10 protein-coding genes are annotated in these 10,334 nt (G+C 32.2%); 9 read left to right on the plus strand and 1 reads right to left on the minus strand.

Annotated elements, in window-relative coordinates; all coding sequences use genetic code 11:
- The 9 genes from ACP5FO_RS06580 to ACP5FO_RS06620 all read left to right on the plus strand — a co-directional run.
- A partial coding sequence (locus tag ACP5FO_RS06580) for an enoyl-CoA hydratase/isomerase family protein (protein ID WP_428157220.1) occupies nucleotides 1-761 on the plus strand: 761 nt, incomplete at its 5' end.
- Nucleotides 762-770: 9 nt separating this feature from the next.
- Nucleotides 771-1,535 carry an electron transfer flavoprotein beta subunit/FixA family protein gene (locus ACP5FO_RS06585; protein WP_428157221.1) on the plus strand — a complete coding sequence of 255 codons (765 nt, stop codon included), beginning with the start codon at nucleotides 771-773 and terminating at the stop codon, nucleotides 1,533-1,535.
- Nucleotides 1,532-2,422 carry an electron transfer flavoprotein subunit alpha/FixB family protein gene (locus tag ACP5FO_RS06590; RefSeq protein WP_428157222.1) on the plus strand — a complete coding sequence of 297 codons (891 nt, stop codon included), beginning with the start codon at nucleotides 1,532-1,534 and terminating at the stop codon, nucleotides 2,420-2,422. Before ACP5FO_RS06585 ends, ACP5FO_RS06590 begins: the two co-directional genes overlap by 4 nt.
- Nucleotides 2,415-4,022 (plus strand): acyl-CoA carboxylase subunit beta, encoded by a 1,608-nt coding sequence (locus tag ACP5FO_RS06595; RefSeq protein ID WP_428157223.1) that lies wholly within the window; start codon nucleotides 2,415-2,417, stop codon nucleotides 4,020-4,022. The genes ACP5FO_RS06590 and ACP5FO_RS06595 overlap by 8 nt, the downstream gene beginning before the upstream one ends.
- Nucleotides 4,023-4,025: 3 nt before the next feature.
- Entirely contained in the window at nucleotides 4,026-5,522 is a 1,497-nt protein-coding gene (locus tag ACP5FO_RS06600; protein ID WP_428157224.1) for an acetyl-CoA carboxylase biotin carboxylase subunit, read from the plus strand.
- A 2-nt stretch (nucleotides 5,523-5,524) separates the two neighbouring features.
- Nucleotides 5,525-6,016: a biotin/lipoyl-containing protein gene (locus tag ACP5FO_RS06605; protein WP_428110354.1), complete on the plus strand. Its 492-nt coding sequence runs from the start codon at nucleotides 5,525-5,527 to the stop codon at nucleotides 6,014-6,016.
- Between the two features lies 1 nt (nucleotide 6,017).
- Nucleotides 6,018-6,452 (plus strand): VOC family protein, encoded by a 435-nt coding sequence (locus tag ACP5FO_RS06610; RefSeq protein ID WP_428157225.1) that lies wholly within the window; start codon nucleotides 6,018-6,020, stop codon nucleotides 6,450-6,452.
- Nucleotides 6,453-6,467: 15 nt separating this feature from the next.
- A complete protein-coding gene (locus ACP5FO_RS06615; protein ID WP_428157226.1) occupies nucleotides 6,468-8,015 on the plus strand; it encodes an acetyl-CoA hydrolase/transferase family protein in 1,548 nt (515 codons plus the stop codon).
- 81 nt (nucleotides 8,016-8,096) lie between these two features.
- Nucleotides 8,097-9,524 (plus strand): 4-hydroxyphenylacetate 3-hydroxylase N-terminal domain-containing protein, encoded by a 1,428-nt coding sequence (locus ACP5FO_RS06620; protein WP_428157227.1) that lies wholly within the window; start codon nucleotides 8,097-8,099, stop codon nucleotides 9,522-9,524.
- Between the two features lie 267 nt (nucleotides 9,525-9,791).
- On the opposite strand, the gene ACP5FO_RS06625 is transcribed toward ACP5FO_RS06620, so the two are convergent.
- On the minus strand, nucleotides 9,792-9,980 hold the full coding sequence (locus ACP5FO_RS06625; protein ID WP_428157228.1) for a transposase: 189 nt from the start codon (nucleotides 9,978-9,980) through the stop codon (nucleotides 9,792-9,794).
- Nucleotides 9,981-10,334: the final 354 nt, after the last annotated feature.

A 10,334-nucleotide genomic window follows, 5' to 3' on the forward strand; every position in this document is an offset into this window, starting at 1 on the left:
TACTTATTGAGAAAGAAGGTAATGTAGCGATTGTATATATGAATAATTTAGATAAGAAAAATGCGTTAGATGAATCTTTATCATCTGAATTACTTGAAAGTATCAAAAAATTATCAGAAGACGAATCTATATATGTAGTTGTATTAACATCAACAGGAGATGTTTTTTGTGCTGGTGGCGATATTACAGAATTTGCAGACGGTGTTGAATTAACAGCATTAGAACATTACTCAAAGAAAAATATCAATGTAGATGTTTTAAAAATAGTGGATATACTAAAAAAACCTTTAATTACAGCAGTATCTGGGTATGCGTTAGGAGGTGGTTTTGGTTTAGTTGCAAATGCTCATATAGTTGTTTCGCATCCTGACACGCGTTTTGGTTTAACCGAAATTAATTTAGGCATACTGCCTTATGTGATATTTCCATATGTTAAGAGAGCAGTTGGCGAAAGAGAGGCTATATTACTGACTCTTATGGGCAAAACTATTAGTTCTCAAGAAGCTCATAGAATTGGTTTAGTTCATTTCATTGATGAAAATCCTTTAAAAAAAGCGAAAGAAATTGCGAGCCAGATTGCTCAAAAAAGCCCTTTAATTTTAAAACTACTAATGGATATGATAAATGTTTCTCACAACCCCTCCTCTTGTGAAAGTGAGTATTTATCTTTGTTAAGAATAGTTAACTTTTCTGCACAAGATTTAAAAATAGGCATTGAGTCATTTTTAAATAAACAAAAACCTCAGTGGAAAAATAAATGAGGAGGTAGGATGATAAATATTGGTGTATGTATAAAGGCAGTGCCAGACTATGAAATCCCGGCTGAAAAATTTTATTTACAAGGCAACAGAATGTCAGGTGATTATAAATATGTTTTAGGATTGTACGATGAACATGCACTTGAGGTTGGGCTTCAACTAAGATCAAAATTAGAAAGTAAACTTTATGCAATTAGCTATACTAAAAAAGAATACGTATCAACCTTAAAAAAAGCTCTTTCAATGGGTGCAGACGAGCTTATAATAATTGAGTCTAGCAACGATGATCCATTTCAGACGGCTTACAACCTAGCCAATATAATTGAAAAATATAATATTGAAATAGTCATTCTTGGAAGAGTATCGTCGGATTTAGAAAGAGAAATGGTTCCACCTTTAGTGTCAGGAATACTTAATCGTATTTACTTACCTTATATCGTATCAATTTCATCTGAGTCTAATGGTAAATCTTTTTTATGTGTTCAACAATTGGATAATAAGAATTTACATTTGCTTATAAAAGAAAAATTTGTGGCTTCAATAACTGATGCCCCATGTAATTTACCAAGAATTCCTAACTTAAAAGAAATTATGAAAAGTAAAACAAAACCATTAATAACAGAAGAAGAAATTAATTTCGAAAAATTTAATTGGGCGCAGGAATTGTCTGCAAAGATCCCAAAATATGAGTATATTAACGAAACACTGCCTAACGATGATCTATCTTTTACAGCTAAACTACTATTAGAAAATCTAAAGAAGGAGCATTGCTTATGATTATAAAAAATGTGTTAATAATAAGTGATGATGACAAAGATAGGTTAGGTGAGTTAAATTTTGTTGCAAAAAAATTTAGTGATAACATTGATGCTATAGTTTTTACAAACAAAAAAGAATTAGAAATAGATGTAAAAAAAGCATATGGAATCAATAATATACCGCCGAATTCAATTGAAACCATTTTGCCACTTGCATCAAGATATGATGTTATTTTAACGAATGGTACAGTAGGTGCTCATATTGGAGGAATTTTAACACTAAAACTTAGTGCATCATGTGTTTTTGGTGTTAGTGAAATTAAATATGATGAGTTTATTTTTTCACATAGTGCTTATGGCGATAAAGCTGTTATTGATTACAAACCGGAGCATCTTCCATTGGTTTTAATTTTAAAAGAAAAATATTTCGAACAACTAACAACAAACCAATTGATGGAAATTGAGTGGTTAGAATGCAAAAAAGACAATATAGAAATTGTCAAAGAAGAAAAGATAGAAAAAGAAGTTGAATTAGATAAAGCAAAGATTGTAATAGGTGGAGGAAGAGGTATAGGCTCAAAAGAAGGTTTTGCTATTCTAGAAAGAATAGCAAAATTATTTGGAGGTGTAGTAGGAGCATCAAGGGCAGCAGTTGATAATGGTTGGATATCTCACCAATATCAAATTGGTCAATCAGGTGCTATGTTATCAGCAAGCTTATATTTTGCTTTTGGCATAAGTGGAGCTACTCAACATTTATCGGGCATAAAAAATGTAAAATGTGTAGTTGCTATAAATAAAGACGAAGAAGCACCTATATTTAAACGAGCTCGATACAATATAGTTGCTGATTGGAAAGATTTTGCAATGGCTTTAATCAACGAATTGGAGGAAACAAATGGCTAAAATTATGTCCAATATTAATACTAACTCAGAAGAATTTAAAAAAAGATACGAATTTAATAAAAAGAAAGTTGAGGAAATAAATCAGATTAGAGAAGAATTGGCAAAAGGTGGACCTGAAAAAGCACATGAAGTAAATAAAAAAAGAGGAAAATTATTTTGTAGAGAACGAATAGAAAAGGTAATAGATAAAAATTCACCTTTTTTAGAAATTGGTCCATTTGTAGGTTACAATATGTATAACAATGAGGCACCATGTGGTGGAATAGTTACAGGAATAGGCAAAATAAGTGGAAAAGAGGTAATGATTATTGCAAACGATCAAACTGTGAAAGCTGGAACTTATTACCCTATGACAATTAAAAAACATGTTCGAGCGCAGACTATAGCAAGAGAAAATAATTTACATTGTCTTTATTTAGTTGATTCAGGTGGAGTTTTTCTGCCAATGCAAGATGAAGTGTATCCTGATAAAGAGCATTTTGGAAATTTCTTTTATAATCAAGCAATTATGAGCAGTATGGGATTATTACAGGTAGCTGTTGTTACAGGTCTTGGTACTGCTGGTGGAGCTTATGTTCCTGCCATGTGCGACCAGGTGATTATGGTTAAAAATCAAAGTGCAATATTTATAGGTGGTCCACCTTTAGTAAAAGCAGCTACAGGTGAAGAAATAGATGCAGAGAATTTAGGAGGTGCTGATGTTCATACGCGTATTTCTGGTGTAGCAGATTATCTTGCAAGTAATGAAGAAGAGGCTTTAAAAAAAGCTAGAGAAATTTTTGCTCATTTACCAAAACAGAAAAAATTTCCTTTGGATAGAATAGAACCTAAAGAACCATTATACGATCCAGATGAGATATATGGAATTTTGCCTGAAGATTTAAGTATTCCGTTTGATGTTAGAGAAATTATAGCACGTATTGTAGATAATAGTGAATTTGAAGAATTTAAACCATTATACGGTCAAACATTAGTAACAGGATTTGCTAGGATTGGAGGATATTTAGTTGGGATTATCGGAAATAATGGAATAATATTTCCGGAGTCATCTCAGAAGGCAGCCCATTTTGTAGAATTATGTAGTTTAAGAAAAGTACCACTAATTTTTCTACAAAACATAACTGGATTTATAATCGGTAAAAAATACGAACACCAAGGTATGGCAAAAGATGGTGCAAAATGGATTACAGCTATTTCAACTACCAATGTACCTAAAATTACAATAATAATAGGCAATTCTTATGGAGCAGGTAATTATGCTATGGCTGGAAGAGGTTACAACCCGAGATTTTTATGGATGTGGCCTAATGCAAAAATTGCTGTAATGGGTCCCCAGCAAGCTGCCGATGTCTTATCAAGCATTAAATTTGCACAACTTGAAAGAGAAGGCAAAAAACTTACCCAAGAAGAAATTGAAGCTATAAGAAAACCTATACTTCAAGAATATGAAGAAAAGTCAAGTGCGCTTTATTCAAGCGCAAGATTGTGGGATGATGGGATTATAGATCCAAAAAAAACAAGACAATATTTAATGCTTGCATTAGAAATAGCACTTAATAAACCAATTGAAGATGTAAAATTTGGAATATTTAGGATGTGAGATATGAGAAAAATAAAAAGGGTCCTTGTGGCCAATAGAGGAGAAATTGCTATAAGGATAATGAAAACATTAAAGTTGCTTGGAATTAAGTCCATCGGAGTTTATTCTGAAGCAGATAAGTTATCTAAACATATTTCTTTTGCTGATAAAGCCTATAATATAGGTGAATCTGAGGCAATAAAAAGTTATCTTAATATGGAAAAAATTATTCAAACAGCTAAAGAAGCCAATTGTGATGCGGTTCACCCTGGTTATGGTTTTTTGGCTGAAAATCCCGTTTTTGCTAAAATGGTTCAAGAAAATGGTTTAATATGGATTGGGCCTACAAGCGAATGCATGAAGAATTTAGGGGATAAAATTAATTCTAGAATTATAGCACAATCAGCCGGTATACCTACTACTCCAGGTGGGACTATAGAATCAATTGAGCAGGCCCATAAATTAGCAAATGAAATAGGTTTTCCAATCTTAATAAAAGCATCCGCAGGTGGTGGCGGGAAAGGAATGAGAATTGTTTATGACGATAAAGACTTAGAAGATGCAATAAAAGTTGCCAGAGAAGAGGCAAAAGCTGCATTTGCTGATCCAACCGTATATATAGAAAAATACATAGAAGATGCCCATCATATAGAAATACAATTTTTAATTGATAAATTTGGTAATGGTTTATATTTTCCTGAAAGAGAATGTTCTGTACAAAGAAGATATCAAAAAATTATCGAGGAAAGTCCATCTCCAACTATTAATAGACAGACAGCCAGAAAGATGGGTGAAGCTGCTTTACTTGTTACTAAAAAAGCCGGCTATCATAATGCTGGAACTGTTGAATTTATCTATGATAAAAAAAGTAAAGATTTTTATTTTCTTGAAGTAAATGCTAGAATTCAAGTTGAGCATCCTGTAACGGAAGAGATCAGTGGATTTGATTTAATAGCTTACCAAATTGATATTGCAGAAGAAAAACCTATTGAGTTATCTCAAGATGAACTTAACAATCGTATAAATGGGCATGCCATAGAGTCTCGAATTTATTCCGAAGATACAGATAATAATTTTATGCCTTCTATTGGAAAAATAGAACATTATAGGGAACCTGCAGGTTTCGGTATTAGAGTGGATTCTGGATTTTTTGAAGGTTCAGAAGTGTTAATACATTATGATCCATTAATAGCTAAATTGATTGTAAAAGCTCCAAATAGAATGATGGCAATAAAAAAGATGTATAGAGCATTATCAGAATATCATATTGCACCCATTAAAACTACGATTCCTCTTTTAAAAAATATTTTCAAACATAAAAAATTTATAGAAGGTGATTATAATACACAATTTTTGAGTACCTATAAAGATGAATTATTCAATCAAAAACAAAATCCTATTCACTTAAAAGAAGCAATAGTTTTGTATGAGTTTTTAAAACAAAGTGCTTCAGATTTAACATTTTCTGGTGAAGCAACTTTGCCGTCTTGTTGGGAAATGATAGGATCATGGAGGGGATAAAAATGAACATAAAAGTTAATAATGAATCTCTAGAATATGAATTATTAAGAAAAGGCGATTCATATTTATTATCTTATCAAGATTCAAGTTTACCTTTTCAGGTTTTTAGATACGGGCATGATTATTTAGTTCTAAATATCGAAGACAATACAGCAATTGTTCTAGATGTTTATAAAGCGAAAAATAAAATAGTTATATGGGCGGAAGATGAAGAATTTATAATAGAAGAAATATCAGAAAATGAAACACTTTCAAGTCATGAAGTAATAGAAAATAATATTAAATCTCCAATGCCTGGTATAATAAAAGAAATAAAATTTATGGAAAATGATACAGTAAAAAAAGGTGACACAGTTGTTGTTTTAGAGTCAATGAAAGTTTTAAACGAACTTAAAAGCAGTGTAAATGGCTGCATAAAAAAAATTTATATAGAAAAAGGAGCCCAGGTTGGAGCCCTTGAATTATTGGTTGAAATTGAGCCAAAGGAGGATTGAAATGAGTGAATATTTAATTGGTTTAGAAGAAGTAGCTATAGCAGTAGAAAATGCAAAAAAAACCGCAGAAGAGTTTAGTGCGCTTTTTGGGGTAGATTTTGATTATGAGTGGGAATTACCAGATGAAAAATTAATTGTAAAATCTGCAAAAATTGGTGACACACAATTACAATTTATCGAATCTACTTCTTTAGATGGTGTTGTTGCCAAGTTTATACAAAAAAGAGGAGAGGGATTAAATCATATCGCATTAAAAGTAAAAAATTTGGATGCATTAATAGAAAAATTACAAAAGAATAATATCAAACTAATACCACAGCAACCAATAGAAGTAAATAAGCTTCCTCCTTTTAATGGTGTCATACGTTATATATTTATACACCCATCTTCATTTCACGGAATATTGATTGAATTAATCGAAGAAATAAAAACTTGAAATAGGAGGTTTTGTATGAGTAACTTTTCTGATTTTAAAAACGGATCATTGGCACAGAGCGATCCTGTGATGCAGAAAATTAGAAACAAGACAATCACAGCAGAAAAGTTTGCCAGTATGGTTAAATCTGGTGATTGGATTTATGGGTGTATGGTTGGAACAGATGCTGTGGCTCCGAGAAAAGCCATATACCAAAGATTAGGTAATGGTCCCGATAAATTACAAAATATTGAAATGTGGGCAGTTGATAATGCATTTTTGGGTACAGATTTTGGTCTTAGATACGATAAGGAAGGTAAATATCACATTCAGCATCAAGGTTTTATTCATAAAGGTACAAAAGATGCTATCAAACAAGGTTGGCAGGGGTTTGATTGGTACCAGTGGGGATGGGCAATGCATATGAATTACCAATTTACAAGATTTTATAGGAAAGAAAAATCACAACGAGTAGCTGATTGGGGAATTGCTACAATTGCAAAACCTGAAGGGAGCTATGTAAATGGAAGTTATGGTGTATCAAATTTTATGATAACAGCTAAAACTTGTAAAAAATTTGTATGTGAAATAAGAGAAGATCATGCATGGTGTGAACCAGGTAGAAATGTTAATTTACATATTGATGATGTGGATTATTTTATTGAGGTAGATTTATCAGATCCTGATTTTCAATATCCACGCCTTGACGAACGCAATATAATTCCATCTGAGACAGATAAAAAAATAGCTGAATATATCCTATCAATAATGCGAAATGGTGATGTTTTGCAGGTAGGAATTGGTTCTTTACCAACAGCTGTTGTTTTAGCTATATCTGATTCTGATCTAAAGCATCTTGGCGTGCATACAGAAATGATAGGAGAATGGGCTTTTACATTAATAGAAAAAGGTATAGTTGATAATTCTAAAAAATCAATTGATCAAGGAAGATGCGCTTGGGCTTATGCTGTACCATTTATCCCAGAAAGATATTTTGAATGGATGCACCATAACCCAATGTTTGCTGCTTATGATATAAATTACACAAATAACTTTTTAACATTATCAATGGTTGATAATTTTATTGGAGTAATGAGTTTTGCAAAAATTGATATCAGAGGTCAGGTTGTTTCAAGTTGTGTTGGTGGCAGGCCTATATCTAACACTGGTGGTCAATTTCAATTTATAGTAGGGGGGCAATTATCTAAAGGTGGAAGAACAGTGCTTGCAGCAACTTCTAGAACACCGGATGGAAAATCACGTATTGTTGGAATGCTTGATAGAGGAGATATTGTAGATGTTCCGTCGCAATTTGTTAACTATGTTGCCACAGAATATGGGATAGTAAACCTTATGGCTTGTACAGATGCAGAAAAAGCCAGAAAATTAATTAGCATTGCTCATCCAGATGATAGAGAAGAATTAGAAAAAGAAGCGGCAAAATTAGGTATTAAAACAAAACACTGGATGTTTGATGTGTCTCCAGATAGAAGATATCCTAGTGCAAATGAATTAAAAGACCATAAACACGGTTATATGGATTTGGTTATTGCACCAAAAGGAGTAGCTAACCCAAACAGTTAATAATTTAAATTTTTGTGTTAAAAAATTAATATAAAAAATTAAAAAATAAAAGGTAAAAAAAGTAAAAAGAAAGGAGGGTATATGTTATCTTCGAAGCAAGAATATGTAAAAAGAATTTCCAAAAAAAAGCCAGCTCTTTATATTAAAGGGGAAAAAATAGATAATTTTGTTGAACATCCCAACATTAAACCAATGATTGACTCAATTGGTTTAACATATGATTTAGCTTTAAAAGAGGAATTTAAAGATTTGATGGTTGCAAATTCACAATTTGTTAATGAACCAATTAATAGATTTTTGCATATTTATACGGAAAAAGAAGATCTTTTAAAACGTATTAAATTAGCAAGGCTTTTAAGTCAAAAGTTAGCAACCTGTAATTACCGTTGCGTGGGTTGTGATATTTTAAATGCCTTATATGTAACTACCTATGATATGGATGAAACTTTAAACACTACATATCATAATAGGTTATTAGATTATATCAAGTATGTACAACAAAACGATTTAGCCGTATCTGGAGCGTTAACCGACGTAAGGGGTGATAGATCTAAAAACCCAAGCCAACAAGATGATATGTATTTAAAAATTTTAGAGAAAAAGGCTGACGGTATAGTAGTAAAGGGTGCCAAAATTTGTCAATCTGGAGCGTTGGTTGTAGATGAAACCGTTGTTATGCCCACGATAGCATTAAAAGAATCTGATAAGGCTTATGCTGTTGCTTTTGCTATTGAATCTGGTACGGAAGGTGTAACGTATGTTTTGCAAAATAATGCATATGAAGCTAAAAAAAGAGAAACCCCCGGATGGGAATCCGGTAATCCATATGGAGACAGAGGAACTTTTTTAGTCATATTTGATAATGTATTTGTGCCTTGGGATAGAGTATTTATGTGCGAGGAATATAATTTTGCTGGTTTATTGGTAAGTAATTTTACTGACATTCATAGATATGTGGGTTCCGGTTGCAAAGCAGGTTTTATAGATACTATGGTTGGAGCTGCAAAGCTGATGTCAGAGTACAATGGCATCCAAAATGCGTCTCATATAGTAAATAAAATTACTGATATAGTAAAGGGTCAAGAAAGTTGTTATGCTTGTGGTTTAGCGGCTGGATATGAGGGAGTAAAAACAAAGTCAGGTCTATATTTGCCCAATGCTTTATATTCTAATGTATCGAAAACTCTCGGCTTACCAGCTATAGCGCAAGCAGCAATAAATCTTGCAGATATTACTGGTGGTGTATGTGTTACGGCACCTTCCGAAGAAGATCTAAAAAATCCAGAAATTGGCAAGTATATAGAGCATTATTTAAAAGGAAGTGATTCTGTTACTACAGAAGAAAGAATGAAACTAATAAAATTTGTTGAGTATTGGATAGCTGGCCCACATTTAGCAGGAGCTATCCATGGTGGCGGTTCTCCTATTACTCCGAACATATTTATACAAAGATTATCAAATGTAGATGAAAAAAAGTCATTTGTAAAAGAATTGCTAGACATTAAATAAGCAAAGGAGTCAATTATATCTTTTATGACTTACTTTAGCTTCAAACACATCCTTTTTGGTAAGGAGAGAAAATATAATTTTCAAGAGTATATTATTACAAAATGTTCTTATAATTTTTCTGTGTGGAAATCTTTCTTATTTCTTTTTCAAGTAATATACTCTAAAATATTCATTGGACTTAATAACAGAGTTTGTCATAAGGCAAATTCCACTTCTTACAGATATAGAGCCTTTTTTGTTGATCCTGTCTTTGATATTACTGGTGATTTAAAAGTTTTTAACAGAAATGTTAAGTCCAGCATAAGCCCAAAACTTGCAAACGTTTTTAAACTTGCTTGTATATTTAATTTCAGCAAGACAATGGGCATCACTTATATAGCCTATGCTTTTTATGGATTTGAGTGTTGCTATGTTGTATTTTACAACTTTCTTATAAATCTTTCTAAATTTACCCATAGAATTTTTGACAGGCTCAATAAGTTCATTTTAGTCAATTGCGCTTTTTCTTGTGTTTGTTTTGCTAGACAGTTTATGCTTTGGAGCCTGTCTTATTCTTTGAGCGCTAAAAAAACTCTAAATAAGATTCAAGACAAACCAATTTCTTTTTTAAGGCTAGCTTTAAAGCCAAATCTAATAATAGGGGTTTAGGGGGGGGGTACCATGGCAGACTCCTTTCGAAGCTCTAAGGCTTAGAGTTTATGAAGTACTTCTATTCCTTAGGAAATAAATACAAAAAATACAGGAGGTTTTATGGTTGATTTTAAAAACATCATTTATACTGAAGAAAATGATATTTCCTGGATTAAACTC

It is taken from the genome of Desulfurella sp., from assembly GCF_049977265.1.
Classification (GTDB): Bacteria; Campylobacterota_A; Desulfurellia; order Desulfurellales; family Desulfurellaceae; genus Desulfurella.

Coding starts and splice junctions, on each gene's coding strand:
- ACP5FO_RS06585 (WP_428157221.1), top strand. CDS start 771: ATGATAAATATTGGTGTATGTATAAAGGCAGTGCCAGACTATGAAATC.
- ACP5FO_RS06590 (WP_428157222.1), top strand. CDS start 1,532: ATGATTATAAAAAATGTGTTAATAATAAGTGATGATGACAAAGATAGG.
- ACP5FO_RS06595 (WP_428157223.1), top strand. CDS start 2,415: ATGGCTAAAATTATGTCCAATATTAATACTAACTCAGAAGAATTTAAA.
- ACP5FO_RS06600 (WP_428157224.1), top strand. CDS start 4,026: ATGAGAAAAATAAAAAGGGTCCTTGTGGCCAATAGAGGAGAAATTGCT.
- ACP5FO_RS06605 (WP_428110354.1), top strand. CDS start 5,525: ATGAACATAAAAGTTAATAATGAATCTCTAGAATATGAATTATTAAGA.
- ACP5FO_RS06610 (WP_428157225.1), top strand. CDS start 6,018: ATGAGTGAATATTTAATTGGTTTAGAAGAAGTAGCTATAGCAGTAGAA.
- ACP5FO_RS06615 (WP_428157226.1), top strand. CDS start 6,468: ATGAGTAACTTTTCTGATTTTAAAAACGGATCATTGGCACAGAGCGAT.
- ACP5FO_RS06620 (WP_428157227.1), top strand. CDS start 8,097: ATGTTATCTTCGAAGCAAGAATATGTAAAAAGAATTTCCAAAAAAAAG.
- ACP5FO_RS06625 (WP_428157228.1), bottom strand. CDS start 9,980: ATGGGTAAATTTAGAAAGATTTATAAGAAAGTTGTAAAATACAACATA.